The 26,744-nt window shown below is 68.4% G+C and carries 22 protein-coding genes and 6 pseudogenes; 15 read left to right on the top strand and 13 right to left on the bottom strand.

What is annotated here, in order from left to right; all coding sequences use genetic code 11:
• The 3 genes from QUE33_RS05200 to QUE33_RS05190 are packed head-to-tail and all read right to left on the bottom strand — an operon-like array spanning position 1 to position 2,230.
• Positions 1-537 carry an ArsR/SmtB family transcription factor gene (locus QUE33_RS05200; protein WP_286302323.1) on the bottom strand — a complete coding sequence of 179 codons (537 nt, stop codon included), beginning with the start codon at positions 535-537 and terminating at the stop codon, positions 1-3.
• Between the two features lie 59 nt (positions 538-596).
• Complete coding sequence (locus QUE33_RS05195) at positions 597-1,676, bottom strand: DUF4349 domain-containing protein (protein WP_286302321.1); 1,080 nt, start codon at positions 1,674-1,676, stop codon at positions 597-599.
• Positions 1,673-2,230 carry an RNA polymerase sigma factor gene (locus QUE33_RS05190; RefSeq protein WP_286302319.1) on the bottom strand — a complete coding sequence of 186 codons (558 nt, stop codon included), beginning with the start codon at positions 2,228-2,230 and terminating at the stop codon, positions 1,673-1,675. The genes QUE33_RS05195 and QUE33_RS05190 overlap by 4 nt, the downstream gene beginning before the upstream one ends.
• A 254-nt stretch (positions 2,231-2,484) precedes the next feature.
• On the opposite strand from QUE33_RS05190, the gene QUE33_RS05185 reads away from it, so the two are divergent.
• The 7 genes and pseudogenes from QUE33_RS05185 to QUE33_RS05155 all read left to right on the top strand — a co-directional run bounded on the left by QUE33_RS05185 (position 2,485) and on the right by QUE33_RS05155 (position 10,017).
• Positions 2,485-3,474 (top strand): TerC family protein, encoded by a 990-nt coding sequence (locus QUE33_RS05185; protein WP_286302317.1) that lies wholly within the window; start codon positions 2,485-2,487, stop codon positions 3,472-3,474.
• A 173-nt stretch (positions 3,475-3,647) separates the two neighbouring features.
• Positions 3,648-5,075, top strand: a complete 1,428-nt coding sequence (gene leuC / locus QUE33_RS05180; RefSeq protein ID WP_286302315.1) for a 3-isopropylmalate dehydratase large subunit — start codon at positions 3,648-3,650, stop codon at positions 5,073-5,075.
• A complete protein-coding gene (gene leuD, locus QUE33_RS05175; protein WP_286302313.1) occupies positions 5,075-5,671 on the top strand; it encodes a 3-isopropylmalate dehydratase small subunit in 597 nt (198 codons plus the stop codon). The genes leuC and leuD overlap by 1 nt, the downstream gene beginning before the upstream one ends.
• Positions 5,672-5,781: 110 nt before the next feature.
• Positions 5,782-7,145 (top strand): annotated as a pseudogene (murA, locus tag QUE33_RS05170) (UDP-N-acetylglucosamine 1-carboxyvinyltransferase).
• Positions 7,146-7,149: 4 nt separating this feature from the next.
• Positions 7,150-7,898, top strand: a pseudogene (locus QUE33_RS05165) (lysophospholipid acyltransferase family protein).
• A 4-nt stretch (positions 7,899-7,902) separates the two neighbouring features.
• A complete protein-coding gene (locus tag QUE33_RS05160) occupies positions 7,903-9,024 on the top strand; it encodes an NAD(P)H-dependent glycerol-3-phosphate dehydrogenase (RefSeq protein WP_286302312.1) in 1,122 nt (373 codons plus the stop codon).
• Positions 8,930-10,017, top strand: a pseudogene (locus QUE33_RS05155) (D-alanine--D-alanine ligase family protein). Before QUE33_RS05160 ends, QUE33_RS05155 begins: the two are co-directional and overlap by 95 nt.
• A 27-nt stretch (positions 10,018-10,044) precedes the next feature.
• Here QUE33_RS05155 and QUE33_RS05150 read toward each other — a convergent pair.
• Positions 10,045-10,530, bottom strand: coding sequence for a DUF3515 family protein (locus QUE33_RS05150; RefSeq protein ID WP_286302311.1), 486 nt, complete (start codon positions 10,528-10,530; stop codon positions 10,045-10,047).
• A 23-nt stretch (positions 10,531-10,553) separates the two neighbouring features.
• Here QUE33_RS05150 and thiL point away from each other — a divergent pair.
• Positions 10,554-11,563: pseudogene (thiL, locus tag QUE33_RS05145) on the top strand (thiamine-phosphate kinase).
• Here thiL and rsmD read toward each other — a convergent pair.
• The gene (gene rsmD / locus QUE33_RS05140) at positions 11,530-12,156 is read right to left on the bottom strand and encodes a 16S rRNA (guanine(966)-N(2))-methyltransferase RsmD (protein WP_286302310.1); all 627 of its coding nucleotides are present in this window, start codon (positions 12,154-12,156) and stop codon (positions 11,530-11,532) included. The pseudogene thiL and the gene rsmD sit on opposite strands and share 34 nt — an antisense overlap.
• 78 nt (positions 12,157-12,234) lie before the next feature.
• On the opposite strand from rsmD, the gene QUE33_RS05135 reads away from it, so the two are divergent.
• From QUE33_RS05135 to mutM, 6 genes and pseudogenes are all read left to right on the top strand, one after another.
• A complete protein-coding gene (locus QUE33_RS05135) occupies positions 12,235-14,406 on the top strand; it encodes an ATP-dependent DNA helicase RecG (RefSeq protein ID WP_286302309.1) in 2,172 nt (723 codons plus the stop codon).
• Between the two features lie 121 nt (positions 14,407-14,527).
• Positions 14,528-15,025: a pantetheine-phosphate adenylyltransferase gene (gene coaD / locus QUE33_RS05130; protein ID WP_286302308.1), complete on the top strand. Its 498-nt coding sequence runs from the start codon at positions 14,528-14,530 to the stop codon at positions 15,023-15,025.
• A gap of 114 nt (positions 15,026-15,139) precedes the next feature.
• A complete protein-coding gene (locus QUE33_RS05125; RefSeq protein ID WP_286302307.1) occupies positions 15,140-15,634 on the top strand; it encodes a YceD family protein in 495 nt (164 codons plus the stop codon).
• Positions 15,635-15,650: 16 nt separating this feature from the next.
• Positions 15,651-15,845, top strand: a pseudogene (gene rpmF, locus QUE33_RS05120) (50S ribosomal protein L32); the annotation flags it as partial.
• A 10-nt stretch (positions 15,846-15,855) separates the two neighbouring features.
• Entirely contained in the window at positions 15,856-16,563 is a 708-nt protein-coding gene (gene rnc / locus QUE33_RS05115) for a ribonuclease III (protein WP_286302305.1), read from the top strand.
• Positions 16,564-16,570: 7 nt separating this feature from the next.
• Positions 16,571-17,464 carry a bifunctional DNA-formamidopyrimidine glycosylase/DNA-(apurinic or apyrimidinic site) lyase gene (gene mutM / locus QUE33_RS05110; protein ID WP_286302304.1) on the top strand — a complete coding sequence of 298 codons (894 nt, stop codon included), beginning with the start codon at positions 16,571-16,573 and terminating at the stop codon, positions 17,462-17,464.
• Positions 17,465-17,506: 42 nt separating this feature from the next.
• On the opposite strand, the gene QUE33_RS05105 is transcribed toward mutM, so the two are convergent.
• From QUE33_RS05105 to QUE33_RS05070, 8 genes are all read right to left on the bottom strand, one after another.
• Complete coding sequence (locus QUE33_RS05105) at positions 17,507-18,037, bottom strand: GNAT family N-acetyltransferase (protein WP_286302303.1); 531 nt, start codon at positions 18,035-18,037, stop codon at positions 17,507-17,509.
• Between the two features lie 37 nt (positions 18,038-18,074).
• Positions 18,075-19,076, bottom strand: coding sequence for a permease (locus QUE33_RS05100; RefSeq protein ID WP_286302302.1), 1,002 nt, complete (start codon positions 19,074-19,076; stop codon positions 18,075-18,077).
• Positions 18,992-19,393: a hypothetical protein gene (locus QUE33_RS05095; protein WP_286302301.1), complete on the bottom strand. Its 402-nt coding sequence runs from the start codon at positions 19,391-19,393 to the stop codon at positions 18,992-18,994. The genes QUE33_RS05100 and QUE33_RS05095 overlap by 85 nt, the downstream gene beginning before the upstream one ends.
• Positions 19,390-20,085, bottom strand: coding sequence for an ABC transporter ATP-binding protein (locus QUE33_RS05090; protein ID WP_286302300.1), 696 nt, complete (start codon positions 20,083-20,085; stop codon positions 19,390-19,392). Before QUE33_RS05090 ends, QUE33_RS05095 begins: the two co-directional genes overlap by 4 nt.
• Positions 20,086-20,165: 80 nt before the next feature.
• A complete protein-coding gene (locus tag QUE33_RS05085) occupies positions 20,166-20,660 on the bottom strand; it encodes a hypothetical protein (RefSeq protein ID WP_286302299.1) in 495 nt (164 codons plus the stop codon).
• Positions 20,657-21,265 (bottom strand): variant leucine-rich repeat-containing protein, encoded by a 609-nt coding sequence (locus QUE33_RS05080; protein ID WP_286302298.1) that lies wholly within the window; start codon positions 21,263-21,265, stop codon positions 20,657-20,659. The genes QUE33_RS05085 and QUE33_RS05080 overlap by 4 nt, the downstream gene beginning before the upstream one ends.
• A complete protein-coding gene (locus QUE33_RS05075; protein WP_286302296.1) occupies positions 21,262-22,377 on the bottom strand; it encodes a GNAT family N-acetyltransferase in 1,116 nt (371 codons plus the stop codon). Before QUE33_RS05075 ends, QUE33_RS05080 begins: the two co-directional genes overlap by 4 nt.
• A gap of 13 nt (positions 22,378-22,390) precedes the next feature.
• Complete coding sequence (locus QUE33_RS05070) at positions 22,391-22,672, bottom strand: hypothetical protein (protein ID WP_286302295.1); 282 nt, start codon at positions 22,670-22,672, stop codon at positions 22,391-22,393.
• Between the two features lie 511 nt (positions 22,673-23,183).
• Here QUE33_RS05070 and smc point away from each other — a divergent pair.
• Positions 23,184-26,706: pseudogene (smc, locus tag QUE33_RS05065) on the top strand (chromosome segregation protein SMC).
• Positions 26,707-26,744: the final 38 nt, after the last annotated feature.

Genomic DNA, 26,744 nt, shown 5'->3' with positions numbered 1-26,744 from the left:
TCACACCTTTGTCGGAAAGCCGTGTGCGAAGAAGTACACCGGCATCCGCTCCTGGCGATCTTCCCGATCGATGCTGCTGCGCCAATCGTCGAGCATCGTGTTCAGCCGCCGATGCAGATCGTTCAGCTCCTCCTGCGTCGCCCAGGCGAGTGAATCCGTGTTGAACCCCTCGAGGTCGCTGGTCGGCGAGGTGCGATACCACTGCGACAGGCGGTCCAGTTGATGACGCACGTTCGCACGTTCCGCCTCGCGCGCGAGGAGCGCGTCGGCAGGGGACTCGAAGTCGGCAGCCGACCACGTGAACGACCGGCGGGCGAGCCGCCACCAGCTCGCCCGCCGGTCGCCGTCGGGTGCGTCGGTCTGCTCGATGACGCCGGCCTTCTGCAGCATCCGCAGGTGATGGCTGATGCTGCCCACCTGCGCATCCAGCACGCGGGCGAAGGTTCCCACCTGCGTGGGGCCATGCAGCAGCAGACGATCGATGATGCGTCGTCGAAGCGGGTGCGAGATGGCCGTGATGACCGAGATGTTTTCCACGCCCGCAACGCTAAGCGGACATCCCAAATCTCACAAGAGTTCTTGTATACCCCGGGAAATCAAGGAACTCGGGTCTTGCGGACTCGACGACGGATCAGCCAGACCGCCAGGAGCACGATCCCCGCGATCGCCAGCCACGGCAGCAGGAAGCCCACGGTGACCACCAGTGCGTTCAGCGCGATGATCAGTCCGTTCCACCCCGCGAGCAGCCCGTCTCCGAAGCCGGCCGGGTCCGCCTGCGAGACGGAGGCCTGCTTCGTCAGCTGCACCCGAACGGTCGACATCGCGACCCGCTGGTCGAGATTCTTCAGCTCCTGCTGGTAGCTCTCCAACTGCGCCTGACGCTCATTGAGCGCCGACTCGGCGGTGATGAGGTCGCTCACCGATCCCGACTTCGTCATCAGCTCGGTGAGGCGCTGCACGGAGGCCTCCGCCGCAGCCACCCTGGCGCGCAGATCGACCGCGGTGGAGGTGACGTCCTCATGGGAGATCGATGAGTGCAGCACCTGCCCGGCATCGCCGATCGCCTTCGTGACGGCGCTGAGGTCTGCCGAGGGGATGCGGATGCTGAGCCATCCCGAGCCCTGCGATCGCGTGGAACCCGCCGTGCCTTCAACGGGGTCGCCGGAGTCGAGGCCGACGTCGGACGACTCGATGTACCCATCGTGCTCCTCGGCGAGCGCCGTGAGCGTGTCGACCGCCGCCGACACGTCCGCGACGCGCAGGATGATCTGGCCGGTCGTGATGATGTCCCTGTCCGGCGTCTCTGCGCCGCCCGTCGTGGTGGTCACCCGTCCGTCCGAGGTCAGACCCACGGAATCGGGCACGCCCACGGCGGGCACCACCGCATCCGCCCATTCGGCCGACGAGTCGCGGGCGCTGCCCACGTCCGACATCGTCATGGAGCTGCTGGTGATGCCCGAGAGCAGGGGAGGAGCGATGACCGCGCCGCCGACGAATGCGGCCGCGATGCCCAGGCCCACCGCCCACCGTCGTCGACGCGGCCGGGACACGGCCGGTGCGGGCGTGGCAGGCGAGGGCGGCCGCTCCTCGGCGATGTCGTCGAACACCTCCTGCTCGATGCGCGCGATACTCTCGTCGCTCAGCGGCGGCAGGCTGATACTGCTGTCCTCGCTCATGCGTCTCTCATCTCCTCGGCCGCGCCCCGCAGGCGCGTGCGTACCCGGGACAGACGGTTGCGGACGACCGCGTGGCTCACATCGAGCTCATCCGCGGCGGCCTGGTAGGCGAATCCCTCGACCGCGCAGAGCAGGAAGACCCGTCGATCGAGATCGTCCAGCTGGCCGATCTCGTCGACGATCCGCTCCGCGAGGGCGGAGGAGATGACCTGATCCTCCACGCTGACGGTGTCGGGGATCGACTCGTCCGCGGCATCCGAGAGATTCGCCCTGTCGCGGCGCAGCACCCGCAGGCGGTTCGCCGCCTGGAATCGGCAGATCGTCGCCAGCCACGGCAGCAGGGATTCGCCGACCAGCTCGAGGCCGGGCAGTTTGCGCCAGGCGACGACGAACGTCTCCTGGGCGATGTCCTCGGCATCCGCCGCCGATCCGAGAATGCCGTGTGCGATCCAGTACACCGGCCGCACGTGGGCTCGGTAGATCTCGCGGAAGGCATCCTGATCTCCGGATGCGGCCCGTGCGGCCCACTCGCGGTCCTGTGTGCTGGTCGGCATTCCCGTTCCGTTCGCGTCTGTTGTTCAGGAAGTGTCGCGCTTCGCCCCATCGTCTCAGATCGATGAACGAGGATGCCGGAGCGATGCGGTCATCTCGGCGGGTTCCGGTAGCATGGCCAGCGCGAGAGGGAGTATCCCGTCATCGCGCGGATCGTCATCACGAGCATCGTCATCGCTGCTCCGGTCGCGCGGCGCACCACGGTGCGGGGAGAGACTTTCGGACTTCCGTCATCCCTCCGAAAGGTCCGCCGCTCGTGGATATCCCCGTCTGGTTCGAGATCACCGCACTGGTCGTGCTGACCGCCGTGCTCATCGGCGATCTGCTGCTGATCCTGAAACGCCCGCACATCCCCACCACCAGGGAGTCCAGTCTCTGGGTCGCGTTCTACGTCACCCTGGCATTGATCTTCGCCGGTGTGCTGTACTTCGTCGGCGACGCGAAGACCTCGCTGGACTTCCTCACCGGCTGGGCGATGGAGTACAGCCTCTCCATCGACAACCTGTTCGTGTTCATCCTGATCATGACGCAGTTCTCGGTGCCGCGGCGGTATCAGCAGGAGGCGCTGATGGTGGGCATCATCATCGCGCTGGTGCTGCGGGCGATCTTCATCATCATCGTCGGCGCCGCGGTCGAGCACCTCAGCCCGATCTTCTACGTGTTCGGCGCCTTCCTGCTGTTCACCGCCATCCGGCAGTCGCTCCCCGAGAAGCACGCCGACGACGCGCAGACCGAGAACTTCATCGTCCGCCAGATCCGCCGCGTGATCCCGATCAGCGAGGAGTATGACGGACCCAAGGTGCGCACGGTGGTCGACGGCCGCAAGATCTGGACGCCGATGCTGATCGTCTTCGTCTCACTCGGCGTCACCGACCTGATGTTCGCGGTGGACTCGATCCCCGCGATCTTCGGCATCACCACCGACCCCTTCATCGTGTTCACCGCGAATCTGTTCGCCCTGATGGGACTTCGCCAGCTCTACTTCCTGCTCGGCAACCTGCTCGAGAAGCTGAAGTACCTGCACTACGGCGTCGCATTCATCCTGGCGTTCATCGGGGTGAAGCTGGTGCTGCACGCCATGCACGTCAACGAGCTGCCGTTCATCAACGGCGGCGAGCCCATCGACTGGGCGCCCGACATCGACAACTGGCTCTCGCTCGGCGTCATCTTCGGATCGATGGCGGTCGCCACGGTCGCCAGCCTGATCTCCTCCTCGAGGGACAAGCGCGCGAGCATCGAGCGCTGAGGGCCGCGTCACAGTCGACACGAACGGGGCGAACGCGTCCCGGCGCGTTGTAGACTGACCTCGTGCGGCACGAGCTTCTCCTCCTTAGCAGCCGCGACGGGACCTCGATCTAGGCCTTCCTCGTCGCGGAGTCCATCGTGGGCCGACTCATCGAGCCATAAGGAACACACCGCATGACCAGCAGCACCAAGCCGCGCACACTCGCCGAGAAGCTCTGGGACGACCATCTGGTCGTCAAGGGCGAGAACGGCGAACCCGATCTGATCTACATCGACCTGCACCTGGTGCACGAGGTGACCAGCCCGCAGGCCTTCGACGGACTGCGCGCCGAGGGCCGGCCTCTGCGCAGACTCGACCTGACGATCGCCACCGAGGACCACAACACCCCGACGCTGAACATCGACAAGCCGATCGCCGACCTCACCAGTCGCACTCAGATCGAGACGCTGCGTCGCAACGCCGAGGAGTTCGGTGTGCGCCTGCATTCGCTGGGCGATGCCGAACAGGGCATCGTGCATGTGGTGGGTCCGCAGCTGGGCCTGACCATGCCGGGGATCACCGTGGTCTGCGGCGACTCGCACACCTCCACGCATGGCGCCTTCGGCGCGATGGCCTTCGGCATCGGCACCAGCGAGGTCGAGCACGTCATGGCCACGCAGACGCTGCCGCTGAAGCCGTTCAAGACCATGGCGATCAACGTCGAGGGTGAGCTGCGCCCCGGCGTGACGGCGAAGGACATCATCCTCGCCGTGATCGCCAAGATCGGCACCGGCGGCGGTCAGGGCTACGTGCTCGAATATCGCGGCAGTGCGATCCGCGCGCTCTCGATGGAGGGCCGGATGACGATCTGCAACATGTCGATCGAAGCGGGCGCCCGCGCCGGCATGGTCGCCCCCGATGAGACGACCTTCGCCTACGTCAAGGGCAAGCCGCACGCCCCGCAGGGGCAGGACTGGGAGGACGCAGTCGCCTACTGGCGCACGCTCCCGACCGATGAGGGTGCCGTCTTCGACGCCGAGGTCGACATCGACGCAAGCGAGCTCGAGCCCTTCGTCACCTGGGGCACGAACCCGGGGCAGGGCAGTTCGCTGTCGTCGTCGGTGCCCGATCCGGCGCAGATCGCGGATGCTAACGAGCGCGCCGCCGCAGAGCGTGCGCTGCAGTACATGGACCTCACCCCTGGCACACCGCTGAAGGACGTGCGGGTGGATGCCGTGTTCATGGGCTCGTGCACCAACAGCCGCATCGAGGATCTGCGCGCGTTCGCGTCGATCATCGAGGGCAAGAAGAAGGCGGACGGGGTGCGGGTCATGGTCGTGCCGGGATCTGCGCGCGTGCGACTGGAGGCCGAAGCGGAGGGGATCGACAAGATCGTCGAGGCGTTCGGTGCCGAATGGCGCTTCGCCGGGTGCTCGATGTGCCTGGGCATGAACCCCGATCAGCTGGCTCCCGGTGAGCGCTGCGCATCCACGTCGAACCGCAACTTCGAGGGCCGGCAGGGTAAGGGTGGCCGCACCCACCTGGTGTCGCCGCTGGTCGCGGCGGCGACCGCCGTCCGCGGCACACTGTCCAGCCCTGCTGATCTGGAGGCGAGCAACTGATGGAGAAGTTCACCACGCACACCGGCATCGCGGCGCCGCTGAAGCGCTCCAACGTCGACACCGACCAGATCATCCCGGCGGTGTTCCTCAAGCGAGTCACCAAGACCGGCTTCGAGGACGCACTGTTCCACGAGTGGCGCAAAGACCCGGGGTTCGTGCTCAACCAGGAGCCGTTCCAGACCGCATCCGTGCTGGTCGCCGGTGCTGACTTCGGCACCGGCTCCAGCCGCGAGCACGCGGTCTGGGCCCTGCGCGACTACGGCTTCAAGGTCGTGCTCAGCTCCCGCTTCGCCGACATCTTCCGAGGCAACTCCGGCAAGCAGGGCCTGCTGGCCGCAACGGTCGACGAGGCTGACATCGAGCGCATCTGGACGCTGATCGACGAGCAGCCGGGCCGCGAGATCACGGTCGACCTCGAGGCTCGTACCGCCACGATCGCCGACTTCCAGGTCGCCATCGGAATCGACGATTACACTAGATGGCGGCTCCTCGAAGGGCTCGATGACATCGGGCTCACTCTGCGCGACGAAGACAAGATCGCGCAGTTCGAGGCCCGTCGCGAGTCGTGGCGGCCACGTACGCTCCCCGTTCGCTAGCGCGAGGCGCGGGGTGGGCCCAGGGGTCATGAGCCCCTGCGGCACCAGCCGTGATTGGATGAGAGACCTGCGGCCACCGCCGCGCCTGTCCTGACGAAGAAGAGGCCCGAATGACGACACCGCTCCGCGATGCTGCAGTTGCCGAGGCTCCGGTTCCCGCCGGATCCGTGCTCGCGATCCGCGGAGGCAGGCCACTGCGCGGTCGAGTCGACGTGAAGGGCGCGAAGAACCTCGCGACCAAGGCGATGGTCGCCGCCCTGCTCGGTGAGAGCACCAGCATCCTGCGCGACGTGCCCGACCTCAGCGACGTCGCGGTCGTCCGGTCACTGCTCGAAGTGCACGGCGTGCGGGTCTCCGAGGGCGAAGAGGCCGGTTCCCTCGTGCTCGATCCGAGTGACGTCGAGTCCGCGCACTACGAAGAGATCGACGCGCACGCCGGCGCCTCACGCATCCCGATCCTGTTCTGCGGCCCCCTGCTGCACAAGCTCGGTCAGGCGTTCATCCCCGATCTGGGCGGATGCCGGATCGGCGACCGCCCCATCGACTTCCACCTCGACGCGCTGCGCAAGTTCGGGGCCATCGTAGAGAAGCAGCCCAGCGGCATCCGTCTGTCGGCACCCCACGGACTGAAGGGTGCGAACATCCATCTGCCGTACCCGAGCGTCGGTGCCACCGAGCAGGTGCTGCTGACCGCCGTGCGCGCTGCGGGCACGACCGAGCTGCGCAATGCGGCCATCGAGCCCGAGATCATGGACCTGATCGCCCTGCTGCAGAAGATGGGCGCGATCATCTCCTACGAGCCGAACCGCGTGATCCTCATCGAGGGCGTGGAACAGCTGCGCGGCTACGATCACCGTTGCATCTTCGATCGCAACGAGGCCGCCTCCTGGGCGTGCGCCGCGCTGGCCACCGATGGGGAGATCTTCGTCGGCGGCGCAAAGCAGCAGGAGATGCTGACCTTCTTGAACGTGTTCCGCAAGTCGGGCGGCTGGTTCGACGTGAAGGAGGACGGCATCCTCTTCCGCCGCGGCAGCGAGCTGAAGCCCGTCGTGGTCGAGACCGACGTGCACCCGGGGTTCATGACCGATTGGCAGCAGCCGCTGATCGTCGCACTCACCCAGGCCTCGGGCCGATCCACCGTGCACGAGACCGTGTACGAGAACCGGTTCGGGTTCACCCAGGCGCTGGTCAAGATGGGGGCGGACATCGTCGTGCATCCGCATGGGCTGCAGGATGGCCCGCGCCGGGTTCCGCGTCGTGAGCTGGAGCAGGCCGCGGTCATCACCGGGCCGACGCCGCTGCACGGCGCCGACATCGTCGTTCCCGACCTGCGCGGCGGCTACAGTCACGTGATCGCCGCGCTCACGGCCGAGGGGAGTCGCAGGTCTCCGGCGTCGACATCCTCAGTCGCGGGTACGAGAAGTTCCTCGACAAGCTCCGGGCGCTCGGCGCGGACTTCGACGTCGTCCGGTGATCTGATGGCTGCGTCCGAGCGGAGCCGACCCAGCATCTTCTGGCCGCTGGCGGTGCTCATCATCCCCCTGGTGTCGCTGCTGGCGAAGATCACGGTGACGGATGCCGACAAGCTGCCCCGCGAGGGTGCTTTCGTGCTGGCGCCGAATCACTATTCCGAGTTCGATCCGCTGATCGTGGCCGTCGCCGTGTATCGCACCGGGCGGCTTCCGCGGTTCATGGCGAAGGAGAGCCTGTTCCACGTGCCGGTGCTCGGCTGGGTACTGCGGCGCACCGGGATGGTTCCCGTCGCCCGAGCCTCGTCGGCCAGCGCGGCCAAGCAGACGATGACTCAGTCCCGCGAGCTCGTCGAGCACGGACGCGGCGTGATCGTGTATCCCGAGGGCACCCTCACCCGCGACCCGGAGCTGTGGCCGATGCGCGGAAAGTCCGGCGCCGTGCGCCTGGCGCTCTCGGGCGACATCCCGCTGATCCCGATGGCGCAGTGGGGCACCCAGCAGATTATGGGGCGCTACCAGAAGGGGCTCAGCCTCTGGCCGCTGCGCAAGCGTGTGCAGGTGATCTTCGGTGACCCGGTCGACGTGTCGGATCTGGTCGGTCGCGCGGGGAGCCCGCGGCGCTGAACGAGGCGACCGCGCGCCTGATGGCGGCCGTCACGGCGCTGCTGGAGCAGCTGCGTGATGAGAAGGCGCCCGCGGTGCGCTGGAATCCTTCCGATCACGGACAGAGGGAGACGGGTCGCCTTGACTCCTAAGCGGATGCCTGCCGAGAGCGCCACCCGAACCGCCATCATCGGCGCCGGCAGCTGGGGGACCACCTTCGGCAAGATCCTCGCCGACGGCGGGGCGCAGGTGACGATGTGGGCCAGGCGCCCCGAGCTCGCGCAGGAGATCTCGGAGGCCAAGCGCAACTCGAAGTACCTCCCCGGCATCAATCTGCCGCGCTCGATAGCCGCCACACCCGACATCGAACGTGCGCTCGAGGGTGCGCAGCAGGTGTACCTCTCGGTGCCCAGCCAGACGTTGCGCGAGAATCTGCGGACGTTCCGACCGCTGCTCGCCGAGGGGGAGTTCCCGATCATCAGCCTGATGAAGGGCGTCGAGCGCGCCTCTGGTCTGCGCATGAGCCAGGTGATCGAGCAGGAGCTGGGCTGCGACCCACAGCGCATCGCCGTGGCATCCGGGCCGAACCTCGCGCTCGAGATCGCGCGCGAGCAGCCGACGGCGGCCGTGATCGCCTCCCGCAGCCAGGAGACGGCGGATGCCGTCGCACGCACCGCACGCAACCGCTACTTCCGATCCTTCGTGAACACCGATGTGATCGGCACCGAGTTCGGCGGCGTGCTGAAGAACCTCATCGCCGTGGCGATCGGGATCGTCGACGGCGTCGGATATGGCGAGAACACCAAAGCATCCATCATCACCCGCGGACTGGTGGAGATGACGGACTTCGCCGTCGCGAACGGCGCCCGACCCGAGACGCTGCAGGGGCTGGCGGGTCTGGGCGACCTGATCGCCACCTGCCAGTCTCCGCTGAGCCGCAACAACACCGCCGGACGCCTGCTCGGCCAGGGGTACGGCTTTCAGGATGTCGTCAAGCAGATGAACCAGACCGCCGAGGGACTGGCGTCAGTGGCGCCGATCCTGCAGCTGGCGCACGAGGCCGACGTGTACATGCCCATCGTCGAACAGGTGAAAATGGTGCTGGATGGCAGGATGGACCCGCGCGACATCGCCCCGCACCTGACCACCGACGACGACACTCCGCAAGAGGAGAGGACCAATCATGAGCAGGCAGACGGTGGTGGTGCTCTTCGGCGGGCGTTCCAGCGAGCACTCGATCAGCTCCGCAACGGCGGGCGGAGTGCTGGCGGCCATTGATCGCGATCGCTACCGGGTGATCCCGGTCGGCATCACCCGCGCCGGCGCGTTCGTGCTCGAACAGGACGATCCGGCGAAGTTCGCACTGGACGCCGCAGCGATGCCCGAGGTCGTCGACAACGGCACCCGTGTGCGCTGGCCCGAGCCGGACGGCGACCGGATGCTGCGAGTCATCGCCGCCGACGGCACGCCGATCGAGCTCGGCGAGATCGATGCGGTGCTGCCGCTGCTGCACGGCCTGCACGGCGAGGACGGTGCTATCCAGGGCTTCTTCGACGTGCTGGATGTGCCGTACGCGGGCGGGGGATCCTTGATTCCGCGGTATGCCTGGACAAGCACTTCACCAAGCTCGCCCTGTCGGCGGCCGGCATCGCCGTCGCCCCGGGCATCACCGTGCGTCATCGCGAGTGGCAGGAGAACCCGGATGCCGTGCGCGAGCGGGTGCGTGCGCTGGGGCCTGTCGTGTTCGTCAAGCCCGCCAGCGCCGGATCGAGCGTCGGAGTGTCGCGAGTGGATGCCGGCGAGGGGCTGGACGAGGCATTCCGCCTCGCGTTCGCCGAGGACGCCAAGGTGCTCGTCGAGGCCAGGGTCGCAGGCCGTGAGATCGAGGTCGGCGTCCTGGCAGGACGCGACGGTACTCCGGCCCGCGCGTCGCTGCCGGGGGAGATCGTGCTCACCTCGCGCAGCTTCTACGACTTCGAGGGCAAGTACCTCGGCGGCGACGGGGTCGAGATCGTCTGCCCGGCGGATGTCGACGAGCAGCTGATCGACGAGCTGCAGCGAACCGCCATCAGCGCGTTCGATGCCGTGGACGGCCGAGGCCTGGCACGGGTGGACTTCTTCGTCACCGCCGACGGGGAGTTGATCGTCAACGAGCTGAACACGATGCCGGGGTTCACTCCGTTCTCGATGTTCCCGAAGTGCTGGATCGCGTCGGGGCTGAGCTATTCGGAGCTGATCACCGAGCTGATCGAGGCGGGCCTGAACAGCTGAGTCCACGGCGGGCAGCCCGGGCGGAAGCTACTCCGGCAGGTCTTCGGGCAGCTCGTCGGGTGCGATGCACTGACGGGTCGCCTCGATGGTGCGCACGCCGCTGACCAGACCGTTGTTGGTGAGCACCTCGTTCGCGCCGATCCTCTCGGTGTCGACGAACGCCTGCACAGCCGGATCGCGACCGTAGGTGGTCATGCGCATCCAGGGTGACGCGGAGTCGTCCACGAGCCAGTCGATTCCGTCGAGCGTGACGCACTGCAGGGTGGCGGTGGGCCCGGGGACCGCCACACCGCACGCGATGATGACGGCGGTCGGGTCCCCGTAGGCACCGGTGGCCTGGGCATCCGTCCAGCGCCGGTCGAAGTCGCCGATGGAGCCGGGCAGCCGCACCGTGACATCGGCGCAGGCCGGGTTGTTCGCGTCGGGCGCGGGCTGGAGCGCCACCGTGCTCGAGCATCCTGTGAGGGCGAGGAGCGCCAGCACCCCGGCGGACAGGGCGAGACGTCGGAGCATGATTCCAGGCTACCGTTGACGGCATGGCATCCGATCCCGACGACCCGCGCATCGGCGACATCTCGGAGGGGGCGGTGCTGCGCGCCATCCTCGCCCGCACCGCAGAGGCCTCTCACACGCTGCTGGGCCCCGGCGACGACGCAGCCGTGGTCGCCGCACCGTCGGCATCCGTCGTCGCCACCACCGACACGCTCGTGGAGGGGCCCGACTTCCGCAGGGCCTGGTCGAGCGGATACGACCTGGGCTGGAAGTCGGCCGCCGTCAACCTCGCCGACATCGCTGCGATGGGCGCGACGCCGACCGCGCTGCTGGTCGCTCTCGCGGTGCCACGAGATGTGCGGCTCTCCTTCGTGGCTGCGATGGCCGACGGGTTCCGCGAAGCGTGCGATGCGCTGGCGCCCGGCTGCGCGGTGGTCGGCGGAGACCTCACCGTCTCGGAGCTGATGATGATCGCGGTGACGGCCCTCGGCGACCTCGGCGGGCACGCGGCGGTCACACGCAGCGGTGCATCGCCGGGCGATGTCGTGGCTCTGGCGGGGAACTCGGCGCCGCGGCCGCCGGGCTCGAGACGCTGTTCGGGGTCTTCCGCGATGGCAGCGTTCCGCGCCCGATCGATCTGCGGCTGCTGGATGAGACGGCGCGGCTGGGCGTGGAGCGGCAGCTGCGTCCGCGACCGCCGATCATGCTGGGGCCGGTGGCGGCGGATGCCGGTGCCACCGCACTGATGGACGTGTCGGACGGACTCGGGCTCGATGCCGGACGGATCGCGGGCGCCTCGGACGTCACCATCGATCTCGACGGCACCGCCCTGGATGCTCTTGCCTTCGGGGGCGACCGGGTGCGGGCGCTGTCCGGCGGCGAGGATCATGGACTGCTCGCGACGTTCCCGGCTGAGACGCCAGTGCCGACGGGATTCACGAGGATCGGGCAGGTCGTCGCTCGCCGTTCCGACGGCGTGCTGGTGGATGGTGAGCCGGTGCCGGCCGGCGGCTGGGATCCCTACCGGGACTGGGACGGCGTCGTCTCGGGCTGAGGCTCGGTCGCTGCGGGCTCGGGCGCTGCGGGCTCAGCCCACCAGACGACCGTGTCCCCGTAGGACTTCTCGCGTAGCAGCGCGAGCCCAGCGGCGTCGAGATCAGGCGGGGAGCTGCGCTTGCCCCGTTCGATCACGACGATGGCATCCGGCGAGAGCAGCGGCGCCAGCGCCACGAGGTCGGCGGTCATCGCCACGTCGTCCAGCTCGTACGGCGGATCGGTGAACACCAGGTCGTAAGAGCCGACGGCTCGGCCGAGAAAGGCGCGCACGGCGCTCTGATGCACTCTGCTCCCGCCGCCGGACGTCGTGCCGAGGGATCTCGCCACGGCATCTGCATTGCGTCCGATGATCGCCGCTGCCCCTCTTGAGCGCTCCACGAACTCGACCGAGCGCGCACCGCGGCTCCACGCCTCCAGCCCCAGCGCGCCGCTGCCGGCGTACAGGTCGAGCACGCGGGCGTCGTCGAGGGCATCCATCGACTCCAGCGCGCCGAAGACCGATTCGCGCACGCGATCACTGGTCGGGCGGGTTCCGGCATCCGGCACGTCGATCCGGATGCCTCGAGCGGCCCCGGCGATGATCCTGGTCACCCGTTCACGATACGACACTGCAGGGCTGCGGCCCGACGGTGCGCGCGCCGCGTCGGAGGGCATCCCTAGACTCGGATCATGTCCTTCGAGCTCGACACACCGCTGACAGAGGCGGTCGGGTCCACCGAGGCGCGCGCGCTGGAGCGGGCGTTCGGGATGACCACTGCGGGTGAGCTGCTCGGCCATTATCCGCGGCGCTACGCCGACCCGGCCGAGCTCACGCCGATCCGCGAGCTGCCCATCGGTGAGACCGTCACCATCGTCGCCGAGGTGCTCGCCTCCAGCGCCCGGCCGATGAAGAACAAGCGCGGTGCGATGACCGAGGTCATCATCGGCGACGGGGTGGGCAGGATGTCGCTCACCTTCTTCGCCAAGGGCATGAGCCAGGCCGAATGGCGCAAGAACGAGCTCTCCGTCGGCCGCCGCGGCATCTTCTCGGGCAAGGTCGGCATGTTCAAGAACACCGTGCAGTTCGCGCACCCCGACTACGAGCTCTTCGACGATCTCGACGCGGCCCAGCGCAAGGCGAGCGCACGCCGGAACGTCCCGATCCCGATCTACCCGGCCACGTCGAAGATGGCGAGCTGGCGGATCGCCAAGCTCGTCTCGACGGTGCTCGACGGCCTCGGCGAAGTGCCCGAACCGCTGCCGGAGCAGCTGCGCGCAGCGGAGAGGGTGCTCACCGCGCGCGAGGCGCTGGAGCGCATCCACCGCCCGCAGGAGCGGGGCGAGATCGCTCTGGCCGTCCGCACGCTGCGGGTGCACGAGGCGCTGACGCTGCAGGCCGCGCTGCTGCAGCAGCGCGAACAGGTGCGCGCTCTGACGGCGACCCCGCGCGAAGCGAATCCCGGCGGCATGCTCGAGCGCTTCGATGCCGCACTGCCATTCACGCTCACCGACGATCAGCAGCGCGTCGGCGCGGAGATCGCCACGGACCTCGTGGCCGGTCGCCCGATGAACCGGCTCGTGCAGGGCGAGGTGGGCTCGGGCAAGACCCTGGTGGCGCTGCGCGCGATGCTGCAGGTCGCCGAGAGCGGGGGACAGGCGGCACTCATCGCCCCCACCGAGGTGCTGGCGGGCCAGCACCTGCGCTCGATCAGCAAGATGCTCGGTCCCGATCTGGCGCCGGAGCTGATCCCGACGCTGCTGACCGGGCAGATGTCGGCCCCCGAACGACGCAAAGCCGCGCTGCGGGTGGCGTCGGGGCAGTCGTTGATCGTCATCGGCACGCACGCGCTGCTGTCCGAGAAGACCACCTTCGCCGACCTCGCCCTGGTCGTCGTCGATGAGCAGCACCGGTTCGGGGTGGAGCAACGCGAGGCTCTGCGCGCGAAGGGCACCGCCCCGCATGCCCTGGTCCTCACGGCCACGCCGATCCCGCGGACAGTGGCCATGACGGTGTTCGGCGACCTGGACACGTCGGTGATCCGATCGATGCCCGCCGGGCGCGCCGGCATCCAGACCTTCACAGCGCCGCTGGCGGAGCATCCGTCCTGGTTCCAGCGGGTGTGGGCGCGCGCCGCCGAGGAGATCGCCGGCGGGCGACAGGTGTTCGCGGTGTGCGCCGCGATCGATACGGCCAAGGAGACGGTGGAGGCTGACGATGCGCCGCCGCCGGATGCCGAGGGCAAGGGCCCGCGCTGGGGTGTCGTGCAGCTCGCCGAGGTGCTCGGGACCCATCCCCAGCTCTCGTCGGTGCGCCGTGCCGTGCTGCACGGCAGGATGCCGGCGGAGGAGAAGGACGCGGTGATGCGGGCCTTCGCGCGCGGCGAGATCGACCTGCTCATCGCCACCACGGTGATCGAGGTCGGGGTCGACGTGCCGAACGCCTCGACGATGATCATCATGGAGGCCGAGCGCTTCGGCGTCTCGCAGCTGCACCAGCTGCGAGGACGGGTGGGGCGCGGCGAGCATCCGGGCCTGTGCCTGCTGGTGACCGAGGCCGAGGCCGGGTCTCTGGCGCGCGAGCGCGTGGAAGCCGTCGCCGCGACTCTCGACGGTTTCCAGCTCGCCGAGGTCGACCTGGAGCTGCGCGGCGAGGGCGACGTGCTCGGTGCGGCACAGTCCGGGGCGCGCTCATCGTTGCGGCTGCTCCGAGTGGTGACGGATGCCGATCTGATCTCCCGAGCACGCGAGATCGCCGCAGGGATCTTCGCCGAGGACCCGCAGCTGGAGCGTCACCCGGCACTCCGTACGGCGATCGAGCAGCGGGTGACGGATGCCGATCGCGCCGCCCTCGGGAAGAACTGAGCGTGCACTGCCATAGGCTGGGAGCACGCGAGGCACTGAACGGACGAAGGAGTCGAAGTGCCTGTGCTGAGCGAACGGAGTGAGTCGAAGTGCCTGTGCTGAGCGAACGGAGTGAGTCGAAGTGAACAACCGGATAGCCGTCGTCCCGGGATCCTTCGATCCGCCCACGCTCGGCCATCTCGATGTGATCCGTCGCGCAGCGCGGCTGTACGACGAGCTGCATGTGCTCATCGTGCACAACCCCGGCAAAGAAGCGATGCTGCCGATCGCGCAGCGTCTGAGCCTGCTGGAGCAGTCCGTCGCCGAAGCGGGCATCGAGGGCCACATCATCGTCGGCTCCTGGAGCATGGGACTGCTCGTCGATTACGCCCGGGACGTCGACGCGGGGGTGCTGGTGAAGGGCATCCGCTCGCAGGTCGATGTCGCCTACGAATCGCCGATGGCGATCGTGAACCGGCACCTCGCCGACATCGAGACGGTGTTCCTGCTTCCCGATCCCGCGCATGCCATGGTCTCCAGCTCTCTGGTGCGCCAGGTGGCGGCGTTGGGCGGCGATGTCTCGCCATTCGTCCCGCCGTCCGTGGCAGCGTTCCTCGACACCGGTGCCCGCGGCATCTGAGCCGTCGTCCATGCCGGTCCTTCACAGCTTCCGGGCCGGTAGCATGGCGGGGTGAGAACCCGATTCGGACCCTTCGTCCTGCCCGTCCGCGACATCGTCCGCAAGCCGGGCGAGATGCGCGAGCATCGCTTCTCGGTGACCCTGGCCGAGAAATGGGGCGAGGGCATCGTGACCGTCGAACAGGGCGAGAGCGTCGATCTCGATGTTCGCCTGGAGTCGGTGCACGAGGGCATCCTGGCCTCCGGAACCGTGGATTCCGACTACGTCGGCGTGTGCGGTCGATGCCTCACCGACATCACTGCGCCTGTCGAAGTCGAGTTCCAGGAGCTTTTCGCGTATCCTGGACAGGAAGAAACTGACTTCGAAGTTCAAGACGACCACGTGGATCTTGAAACTCTGGTCAGGGATGCGGTCGTGTTGTCGCTTCCATTTCAGCCGGTGTGTCAGCCGGACTGCCCGGGTCTCGACCCGAGCACGGGTGAGAAGCTGACCGCGAGCACCGACGCAGAGAGCGACGCTCCCATCGATCCTCGGTGGAGTGCGCTCCGCCAGATCACAGACCAGGACGCCACGGCAGGTAGCCGCGGCGCCGAGAAAGAAGAGAGCTAGTCATGGCCGGTAACCCCCGAAGCGTAAGGTCTCCCGTTCCAACACCCGCAGCCGTCGTGCGCAGTGGAAGGCGACTCCCACCGCTCTGGTGAAGACCGTCGAGAACGGCAAGGTCGTCTACAGCCGCCCGCATCAGGCGAAGGTCGTCACCGACTCGCAGGGCACCGAGCTGTTCCTGGAGTACAAGGGCCGCAAGGTCGCAGACATCTGATCCGCCGATCGTGGCGGATCAATCCGCGAGGGCGGATGCTCTCACCCAGAAGCTCGGCGTCGACATCGACGCCGAGCTTCTGGAGCGGGCACTGACGCATCGGTCCTACGCATACGAGCACGGCGGAATCCCGCACAACGAGCGCCTGGAGTTCCTCGGCGACTCGGTGCTGGGGATCGCCGTCACCGTCATGCTCTTCACTACGCTCCCGGATCTCGATGAGGGCGAGCTCGCGAAGCGCCGTGCGAGTGTCGTGTCCACTGTCGCACTGGCGGAGGTCGCCCGCGGTATCGGTCTGGGCGAGTATCTGCGCCTCGGTCGAGGCGAGGAGCGCACCGGCGGACGGGACAAGGACTCGATCCTGGCCGACACCATGGAGGCCGTGTTCGGCGCCACGTATCTGTCGGCCGGTCCTGAGGCTGCCGAGTCGCTGGTGCTGCGGCTGACCGAGCCGCTGCTCGCCGACCCAGAGCGGTACGGTGCTGCGATGGATCCCAAGACAAGCCTGCAGGAGCTGGCCGCTCGGCTCAGCGCCACGCCGCCACGCTACTCGGTCGAGTCGGCGGGACCGGATCACGATCGCGTCTTCACCGCCACGGTGATCGTCGGGGATCTCACCTGCACCGGCACCGGCACGAGCAAGAAGACCGCCGAGATGGCTGCAGCGCTGACCGCCTGGCGTGAGTTGAGTTCGCGCTCCGAGCCCTCTGTCGCCTGAGCATCCCGTGCCAGAGCTTCCCGAGGTCGAGGTCGTTCGCGCCGGTCTCGCCCCCGCTGTCGTCGACGCGCGGATCACGGCCGTCGACGTGCTCGATGAGCGGGCGCTCACCCGGCATCCACTCGGCGCCGGAGACTTCGTCGCCCGTCTTGAGGGCCGCACGGTCACCGCAGCGGCCAGGCGGGGGAAGTTCCTGTGGCTGATGCTGGAGGGCGGCGCCGAGGCGGTGATCGCGCACCTGGGCATGAGCGGGCAGCTGCTGCTGCGCACGCCCGACGCACCCGTGGAACGACATGAGCGCATCCGGCTGCACATCGAGCATCCGCAGCACGGGAGTCTTGCGATCGTGTTCGCCGATCAGCGGACGTTCGGCTCACTGGCCGTGGACGCACTGGAGGACACGCCCGATGCCGCCGCAGGCGGTTTCGGTGCGCAGGCGCCACGGGTGCCGTCGCAGGTCGCGCACATCGCACGTGACGCTTTGGATCCCGCCTTCAGCGACGTCCGGTTCATCGCTTCCGTGCGGCGGCGAGCCAGTGCCATCAAGCGGATTCTGCTCGACCAGACCCTCGTCAGCGGCATCGGCAACATCTACGCGGACGAGTCGCTGTGGGCCGCACGCATCCATCCCGAGACGCAGGGGCGAGCGCTGTCCGCTCCGGCCGTGCGGCGGCTTCTGAGCGACGTGCGACTGGTGCTGCAGAAGGCGCTGGCCGAGGGCGGCACCAGCTTCGACGCCCAGTACGTGAACGTGAACGGGCAGGCAGGTTATTTCGCGCACTCCCTGAACGCCTACGGGCGCGGTGGAGCGCCATGCCCGCGGTGCGGCGGGCCGATCAGGCGCGAGGCGTTCATGAACCGCTCAAGTCACTTCTGCCCGCGCTGTCAGCGCCGCCGCTGAGCGCCGTTTCGACTCAGAAGCCAGGGCCTGTCGTCCCGGAGATCATCCGCCGTGGTGGCGGTCATCCCGGTCGATCGCGAACGCCAGGTGCGGCATGTCCACCCCGCGGTAGTGCTTCACGAAGCGGCCCCGCACGGTCATGCCGAGCCGGATCGCCACGTTCATCGAGGGCAGGTTGGTGTCGCGGACCTGTGCGTACACGCGATTCGCACCGAGGGAACCGAAGGCATGGTCCCGACAGGCCGCAGCGGCTTCGACCGCATATCCGCGATGCCAGTGCGCACGGTTGAACAGGTAGCCGACCTCGATCACGTCGACGCCCATGATGTGCTGCAGGGTGAGCCCGCACTGTCCGATCATCTCGCCGGTCTCGCGCAGGACGACGGCCCACATCCCGAAGCCATCATTCCGATATCGGTCGCGCATCCGCTGCAGCCAGTCCCGGACGCCCTGCTCATCGAACGCGCCCTCATAAGCGGCCATCGTCTCGGCATCCTGAAGGATGGCGCGCAGCGCCGGCAGATCCTGCTCGGTCAGCTCGCGAAGATCGAGCCGCGGCGTGCTGAGGATCATGAGTCCATCTTCGCATCGCCGGCCTCGGTGCACCGGGTCAGACCGCTTGGAACGCGCGGTCGAGCAGCGGACGTGTGACGCGTGTGCTCAGCCACACGAGCGCGATACCCGCGGCCACCACGGCGGCGATCGTGATCAGTGACGCCGGAGCGGTGATCAGCGCGAATCCGATCAGGGGAAGCATGAGCGCGACCGCACACAGCGCCGATCCGATCGCGGTGAACAGCAGCGGCGACATCACCGCACGCGTCCGGGCCGTGTCGACCGTCGCCACCGGCACCCCCAGCGAATGCAGACTGCGGTGCAGGTCACGCTGATCCAGAATGCTCGCAGCCTGATTCACGCCGACCGAGGCGGCGACCATCAGGAATGAGCCGAGCAGGGTGATGATCAGACCGGTGCGCACGTCGGTTGCCAGCAGGGAGTTCGCTTCGGCATCCGCTCCAGCCGCGGTGTCGATCAATGCCACCCCCGTGCCGGCGAAGACGGCCATGAAGCTCGCCATCGCGATCCCGCTGACCTGGCGCCACGCCGACTTCGGTGACTCCAGCACGAATCGTGCCGCGAGCAGCCGCTCAGGGCGCTCGGCACGGCGGAGTCCCGCCCGGGCATGCACCTTCAGAACCCACGGGCCGATCAGGTTGAGCACGGCGAGCGAGGCGGCGAACAGCGCTGCGACGACCGCGATGGTTATGACCAATCCTGCCGTTCCGGGGAAGACCTGCATCATGCCGACCGCGCCGGCGATAACGAGCACGGCGATCAGCGCGCGTGTCCAGTGCACCTTCGGAACATCGGTGCGCGTACGCACGCCGAGCGGAGAGATGGCGACCCGACGCAGACCGAGCACCGCGCTGGCGGTGGCCAGTGCGATGACGCCGGCGAGCACGCCCAGAATGCTGAGCGGTGACAGCAGCACCGACGCGAATCCCAGCGCCTCCCCGCGGAACGGGATCAGCGCGAGCCCCGGAGCGAGGGCGAGATAGCCTGCGAGACCTGCGATCGCTCCGGCGGCTGCGATCGCCGTCGACTCCAGCACAGTCGCGGCGACGACGCCGGCGGGGAGACCCCGAGCAGCCGCAGAGTGGAGAGCCGCTCATCGCGGCGCCTGGCCGACAACCGCGCCGCGGCGCCGCCGAGGGTGGCGAGCGGGACCACGAGGAGCACCAGTGCGATGGCCGCGAGCGCCTGATAGAGCCCCGCATCCGCGTCCGTCCACGTCCAGAACTTCTGCGCGCCGCCGATGACGGCGAGCAGAAGGGTGGTGACGAGCGCAAACGCAATCGCGGGAAGCGCGATGACGGCGAGCTGATCGCGGGACGGCCGCAGCAGCAGCGCGAGCACGCGCGGGTTCATGCGGACACCTCGGCGTTCACGATACGGCCGTCCCGCACACTGACCGTGCGCGAGCAGCGGGCGGCGACGTCCGCGTCATGGGTGACGACGACCAGCGTGCGCCCCTGACCTGTCGTCGACCACAGCAGGGCATTCATCACATCCGCGGAGGTCTGTGAGTCGAGCGCCCCGGTGGGTTCATCGGCGAAGATCAGCTCGGCACCGGTGACCTGCGCGCGAGCGATCGCGACTCTCTGGGCCTGTCCGCCGGAGAGTTCGCCGATGCGGCGCTCCTCCATGCCCGCCAGCCCGAGAGACGCCATCCAGCCCGCAGCGTGCTCGGTCGCGTCGCGGCGGCCCGTACCGTTGATCATCACGGCCAGTGCGATGTTCTCGATCGCGGTCAGCTCGGGAATCAGCAGTCCCTGCTGGAAGACGAACCCGAACCGCTCCCGGCGAAGACGAGAGCGCACGCTCTCTGTTCCGCCGGTCACATCGATCGGAACTCCGGATGCCGGCGTGAAACGCACGGCCCCGGCATCCGGTGCCACGATCCCGGCCAGCACGTGCAGCAGCGTCGTCTTGCCGGATCCCGATGCGCCCATGATCGCCAGCGACTCACCCCGCCGGACATTCAGATCGACTCCTGCGAGTGCGCGCGTGGACGCATAGTTCTTGGTCAGGCCGGTGGCTTCGAGCACGAGATCAGTCATGCTTCCAGCCTCGCCGTCGGCACCGAGGGCGTCGTCAGCCTGCAGTCGCGGGCGGATACATCGAGAGGATGATCCTCGCCTCAGCCGGGCATCGGCGCATCGATGGCCGCGGCCCAGTCGCGGATCGCCTCACGCTCCGCCGCGTTGCACACATAGCCGTACCCCAGAGTCACTCCCTGATGGGAGAGCGAAGCCTGGTCGTAGTAGGTGAGCGCATAGCAATCGGCCATCTTCTCGGCGCTGCCCTGGAACAGGCCCTGCTCGAGCAGTCGATCCGCATCGCCTTCGCCGTCCTCGAAACGGCGTGCGTCGGCATGCTGGTACACGTGTGCGAGCTCGTGGGCGACGACCATCTTCCGCTCCCAATCGCCGCTGACCTGGCCCTCGGCCTGAAGGTGCACGGTGAGGGGACTGCCGCTGATCACGCACCCGGTGGTGATCCTGCCCTCCTCGGAATCGCCGCACGCTGTGGCCGCGTCCCAGCGGACGTCGATGTAACCGTCGCCGGCCTGGTCGACGAGCCGCTCGGTGAGGGTGCCGGAGCTGTTGACGCGGCGCGCCTGTGCGGCAGTCACCCGAGCCTGCAGCTCTTCTCTGAAGCCGCGCGCACGCTGCGCCACCCGCGCGCGGCGATCTCGGAGATGTTCGGCACCGCGGCCTCCCGTTCGAGCCGCTGCATGAAGTAGGACTCGGTCACCAACGGCGCCACCGGGTTGCCCTCGAGCTCTGCGGCCAGCTTGTCGTACTCCGCATGCTCGGCCTCGTAGATGGCCAGCTGCTCCGCGACCGACTCATCCTGCGCAGAAGGCGTGGTGGGTATGGCGGGCGCACCGTGGTCCGGAGGAGTCGCCGCGCCGATACCGGCGAGGAGTGCGCCGACGACGGCGAGCACGGCGACGACGGCGATGCCCCCGCAGCCCACGATCCAGCATCCGATGCCGCGGCGTCTCGGTGCCTGCACTGGTGCAGCGAGATGGGGCGGCATCCGTAGCGACGGCGGCTGCGCGCCGGCCGGATTCACCTGCGCCATCCAGACGCGCAGCGCCGGATACGCCTGGGGATTGGCGGCGATCGCCGGATGCAGATCCCACCGTCGAGCGGCGAGGTCGGCGAGGCGCTCCGGCGAGGTGGCGGGATCAGTCGCGGCGCGCCAGTCGAGATCGTCTGGCATGCCGGTCATCCCACGATGCTATCCGCTTGGATCAGCTCCTTCTTCCAGGCGCCTTCATAAGAGATGGGGGTGAATCCGATGGCCTCATTGATATCGAGCATCGGCCGGTTCTCCTCGGCGTTGTAGGTGATCACTGCGGGGGAGCCGGAGTGATGCTCCCGCCAGCGCAGAAGACCGGCTGTCTTCACCAGCATTCCCAGCCGGTGTCCGCGGTGCGAGGACAGCACGAGAGTGTCCTCCTGGTGGGAGGTCGCGGTCGGGTCCGGTCCGATCGACAGCTCGTTGTACGCGCACAATTCACCCGTGCCGACGTGCTGCGCAGCCGTCACCAGCACCGTGCTGCCGTGCTGGATGTATCGTTCGTCGTGGCGCCTGACCCGGTCGGCATCCCACGTCTCCGCAGGCATCGCGAGGTCGGCGTCGGGGACATCCGTCGACATGTGCTCCTTCATGCGGGCGTAGCCCCGGATGTGCTCCATGGGCGTCGGCAGCAGCCACTGCACGATGCGGTAGCCGTCGGCGCGCTGAGCGGCATCCGAGCGGAGGTCGCGGAGGCGCTGCATCACGGCATCGGACCAGGTGAGCGTGCTGACGCGTTCGACCTGCTCCAGTCGGTAGCCGTGACGCAGCAGGAATCGCGCATGATGGTCTCGCGGGATGGCGCCGAAGCCGGTCGGCGATGCCAGGGCCACGTCCGTGTCAGCAGGCGTCGGATGCGGAACCCAGGTGAGCAGCCGCTCAACGCCGGCATCGCGGGCGACGGCCTCCAGCTCGGGAAGAACCGCCGATCCGATGCCCCGGCCCCAGAACCGGCGCAGCAGACTGACGATGAGGATCGCGGACCTGCCGTCGCCGTCGCCGAGAATGCTCAGCGGAGCGACGCCGACCAGCTCGCCGTCGACCACGATGAACCACTGCTGCTTGGACGCATTCGGAGTGGAACGCAGGATCGGGAGCAGCGATTCCGCCGTCATCTCGTCGTCATCTCGGCCGGTCACGTCCCGGATGGAGCGGTTGCGCACGTCCGCATAGATGCGCAGGTCTTCGGCCGATGCCGCGTCCGCCCGTGCCGGCAGCACGAGCGAACGCAGCCTCGCCGTCTCGGTGATTCGAGTGCTCATCGCGGTCTCCAGCTCAGCGCAGGTGACGCTGTAGGCCGTGGGCGAGCAGTGTGATGGCGTCATGCTCGGTGACGCGAGTCCGATCGCGGTGCCGGACGATGTCGTCGCCGGTTCCTGCGCGGGCGTGGCGCGGGTTGCGCTGCGCCCGCAGCAGGAGCCACAGTCCGATGCGCAGCGACAGCCGGTCGGCGAGACCGAGTTCGGTGCGGTCTGCGGGGACGGTGATCTCGAGGATGTCGTGCTCCTCGGTACACGGTGGATGGGTGGTCTGTCGAAGCAGTGCTTCAGTGCTCACGAGAGTGCTCGTTTCTTGTTACGGGGGTGATGTGCCGCCGTCGGGGTCGACCGGAGAACCCGGTCGATGGACGGGGAGCGAGTGAGAGGTCTCGAAGACGGAGACGTCACAGGGGGATGCAGAGGGTCGAGGATCGACCGATGCGGGAGCGGCGGGAACCGGCGGAGATCAGGCTCCTGGGGAGGAGATCTCGAGCTGCGGTGCTACGAGAGCGCGCTGGTTCGGATGCCGAGGTCGGAGAACGTCTGATCCGCGGCGCGCGTCGCATCTAAGCGTGCGGCTGGTGCCATGACATATGCGGTGACCATGAGCGTTCTCCTTTCGTGAGCGATCCGGCTTGCAAAGTTACTGCTTCTTCACGGAAGACGTCAAGGATCTTGTGATTCGTCGGCGTGTCGCGCCGCGTGCGGATCCGGGTCGCAGCCGCGCGGGATCCTCAGCGCAGGCTCGGATTCGGGTAGCGTGGCGGCGTGATTCTCCGTGGCCGGCCAGTACGACGAACGGTGCTCCCATGCATCTGAAGAGCCTGACGCTCAAGGGCTTCAAGTCCTTCGCCCAGCCCACGTCGTTCGTGTTCGAACCGGGGGTCACCTGTATCGTCGGGCCGAACGGCTCGGGCAAGTCGAACGTGGTCGACGCTCTCGCCTGGGTGATGGGGGAGCAGGGGGCGAAGACCCTCCGCGGCGGCAAGATGGAGGACGTCATCTTCGCGGGCACCTCGACGCGGGGCCCGCTGGGCCGCGCCGAGGTGCAGCTGACCATCGACAACAGCGACGGTGCGCTGCCGATCGAGTACGCCGAGGTGACGATCAGCCGCACCCTGTTCCGCAACGGCTCGAGCGAATATGCCATCAACGGCTCCAGCTGCCGGCTGCTGGATGTGCAGGAGCTGCTGAGCGACTCCGGTCTCGGACGCGAGATGCATGTCATCGTCGGCCAGGGCCGACTGGATACCGTGTTGCAGGCCTCCCTGAGGACCGCCGAGGGTTCATCGAAGAGGCCGCCGGGATCCTCAAACATCGCCGACGTAAGGAGAAGACGCTCCGCAAGCTCGATGCGATGGAGACCAATCTCACCAGGCTCAGCGACCTGGCCGGCGAGATCCGCCGCCAGCTCAAACCGCTCGGCAAGCAGGCCGAGATCGCCCGGGAGGCGCAGGGCATCGCCGCCGTGGTTCGCGACGCGAAGGCGCGGATCTTCGCCGACGACGTGGTCGCTCTGCGCACCGCGCTGGCCGATCACACGCGCACCGAGCAGGAACGGCACACCGAGCGGCTGGTGCTCTCGGATCAGGCGGATGCCGTTCGCACCGGTATTCAGCGGCTCGAGGCGCAGCAGAACTCCGCCGCGGTCGACGAGGCCCGCCGGGTGGCGTTCGGGCTGGAGCAGACGCAGGAGCGGATGCGGAGCCTGTTCACCCTGGCCAATCAGCGTCTCGCCCTGCTCGGCAGCGAAGACGACGACACGGTCACGGCGATCACCGTCACCCAGGACACGATCGACGAGGCCGAGGACGAGATCACGCGCATATCCGAGGGTCTCGGCGATGCCCAGGAGGCCGCCGCCGCGGCGAGCCGGGAGGTGATTGACGCGCGCGCCGAGCTCGACACGCTGGACGTGGACATCGCCGAGCAGAGCGCGCTGGTCTCGAAGTACGACATGCGGCTGACGACTCTGCGAGGGAACGCGGATGCCGCGGCATCCGCCCTCGCGGCCGTGCGCGGGGCCGTGCTCCGGCAGGAGAACGCGCTGGAGGCCGCGCACGCCCGACGCCGCGAGGCCGCTGAGGCACTGGAGTCGATCGACGATGCGGAGGCGCCCGAGGGCACCGCTGCGGAGCACGCTGCAGCCTACGACGAGGCGCAGAAGCAGGTCGCCGCCGCCGAGAGCGAGCGCGACTCACTGCGCGAACGGCTGCACGAAGCAGAGCGCGAGGCGGACTCGCTGACGGCGAAGGCGGCGGCACTCGGCAGTGCGCTGGCGCTGTCGGGCGGGGCCGCCGAGATCGTCGCATCCGGTGCTTCCGGCGTGCGCGGGCTCGTCGGCGACGCGGTGCAGGTACGTGCCGGCTATGAGGCTGCGATCGCCGCCGTGCTCGGTCCGCTGGCGGAGGGCGTGCTGGTCGACGGCGTCGACGACGCCTTCGCACTCGTATCGTCCGGGGGTGCGAAGGGCACTGTGGACTTCGTCATCGCCGACACGAACGCACCCGTGGATGCCGTCTCGATCGAGGTGCCGGGGACGGTCTCGGCGGCCGCGGTGGTCGATGCGCCGGGCGGGGTGCGCGGGGTGCTGTCGGCCGTGCTCGTCGCCGACGACCTGGACGCCGCGCGTGCCGCACGTGCGGCACTGGACGCACTCGCAGACACTCGGACGACCATCGTGACGAAGAACGGCGAGGTGATCACGGCGCACACCATGCGCGCCGGCAGCGGCGAAGCCTCCCGGCTCGAACTGGCGGCGGAGCGCGATGCTGCGACAGAGCGCCTCGACGAGGTGCGCGTCGCCGTCGCCGAGCTGCGTGATGCGCGCGACACGGCGACAGCCGAGGTCGAAGAGGCTCGCCGGCGTGCGAAGGACGCGCTGCGGGCGCTGCGGGAGCACGACGCCGCGCTGGCGACCCACGCCGAGCACGTGAACCGGGTCACGGTACAGCACGAGGCGGCCGTCGCCGAGTGCGAGCGACTCGAATCCGGGCTCGCACAGGCGCAGAAGGCCGTGGCCGATGCCGAGTCGTCGGCGACGCAGGCCAAGGCCGAGCTCGAGGCCGCGGAGTCCGAACCCCGTCCCGTGCTGGACGCGTCCGCGCGCGATGGACTCCTGGAGGCTCTGGAGGCGGCTCGCGAGGGGAGGTTCGAGCGCGCCTGGAGATCGAGACGCTCCGCGAACGCGTGCGCGCTGCGCAGGCCCGCGTCGTCTCGCTGCAGCGGCAGCGTGAACAGGAGCGTGAGGCTGCCGCCGAGGCGGCCCGGCGTGCAGTGATCCGACGCGCACAGCGCGAGGCGGCATCGGCGGTGGCAGAGGAGGTGCCGCGCGTGCTCGACTCGATCGATCGCTCTGTCGCCGAGGCACGCCTGGCCCTCGCCGCGGCCGAGGCAGAGCGATCTGCGCACAGCGAGGAGCTGACGGCGCTGCGCGCGCAGGAGAGCTCGCTGCGGGAACGCTTGGCGGGTCTGACCGAGAGCGTGCACGGACTCGAGCTGCAGATCCACGAGAAGAAGCTGCACCTGTCCGGTCTGCTTGAACGAGTCGCCTCGGAGCTCGCTCTCGACGAAGATATTCTGATTGCGGAATATGGTCCGGATCAGCCAGTGCCGCACGATCCGGGAGCAGAGGAGCCGGACGACGACACGGCGATCCCGTTCGATCGAAGAATCCAGGAGCGACGGCTGAAGGAGGCCGAGCGCAAGCTCGCCCAGCTCGGTCGCGTGAACCCATTGGCACTGGAGGAGTTCGCGGCTCTCGAGCAACGGCACGCTTTCCTCACCGAGCAGCTGTCGGACCTGACCAAGACCCGGCAGGATCTGCTGGCGATCATCGCCGAGCTCGACGAGCGGATGCAGGTGATCTTCGCGAGCGCCTTCGAGGACACGAAGCAGGCGTTCGGCGAGGTCTTCCCGCTGCTGTTCCCCGGCGGCTCCGGCAGCATCTCGCTGACCGATCCCGAGAACCTGCTCACCACCGGCATCGAGGTGGCGGTGCGCCCGGTCGGCAAGAAGATCGAACGACTCTCGCTGCTCTCGGGCGGTGAGCGGTCGCTGGCAGCGGTGGCGCTGCTGGTGGCGATCTTCAAGGCGCGGCCGAGCCCGTTCTACATCCTCGACGAAGTAGAGGCGGCGCTCGATGACGCCAACCTGGGACGCCTGCTGACGGTGTTCGAGCAGCTGCGTGAGAACTCGCAGCTGCTGGTGATCACGCACCAGAAGCGCACCATGGAGATCGCCGACGCGCTCTACGGCGTGTCGATGCGCCAGGACGGCGTCTCGGCCGTCGTCGGTCAGCGTGTCGGAGACCGCGCCACGGCATCCGCCTGATTCGCTCCCGTCGCACTTTCTGTCGCTTTCCGAGCCCG

This window comes from Microbacterium suwonense (assembly GCF_030296555.1).
Classification (GTDB): Bacteria; Actinomycetota; Actinomycetes; order Actinomycetales; family Microbacteriaceae; genus Microbacterium; species Microbacterium suwonense.
This window is presented reverse-complemented; position numbering and strand designations above follow the sequence as displayed.